Raw genomic sequence first — 503 nt, 5'->3', positions numbered from 1 at the left:
CGATCCGCAGTCGCCGCTGGGCCGGCAGCTCGGGTTCTGGCGCGACGCTCTGGCCGGGTTGCCGGACGAGATCGCGTTGCCGGTGGACCGTCCGCGGCCGGTGGTGGCGTCCTATCGCGGTGACCGGGTGCCGGTGGAGGTGCCGGCTGACCTGCACCGCGGTCTGGTCGACCTGGCCCGGTCGTCCGGCGCCACGGTGTTCATGGTGTTGCAGTCGGCGCTGGCGGTGCTGCTGTCGCGGCTGGGCGCCGGATCGGACATCCCGATGGGGTCGCCGATCGCCGGGCGTACCGATGACGCCTTGAACGGTCTCGTCGGGTTCTTCGTCAACACGCTGGTGCTGCGCACGGATCTGTCGGGTTCGCCGTCGTTCACCGAGGTGCTGCGGCGGGTCCGGGAGGCCGATCTGGCGGCGTACGCCAACCAGGACGTGCCGTTCGAGCGGCTGGTGGAGATGCTCAACCCGGAGCGCTCCCTGTCCCGGCACCCGCTCTTCCAGGTCA

The 503-nt window shown here is 71.2% G+C and carries 1 protein-coding gene; it reads left to right on the top strand.

Annotation, left to right across the window (positions count from 1 at the left end):
* Positions 1-503, top strand: a 503-nt coding sequence (locus Aut01nite_RS43125) for a condensation domain-containing protein (protein ID WP_204037981.1), incomplete at both ends; no start/stop codon positions are given.

Origin of the sequence: Actinoplanes utahensis (assembly GCF_016862455.1) — a bacterium.
In the GTDB taxonomy this organism is placed as follows: domain Bacteria; phylum Actinomycetota; class Actinomycetes; order Mycobacteriales; family Micromonosporaceae; genus Actinoplanes; species Actinoplanes utahensis.
Note: the sequence above shows the minus strand (reverse complement) of the source record. Positions and strands in the feature narration are given on the sequence as shown.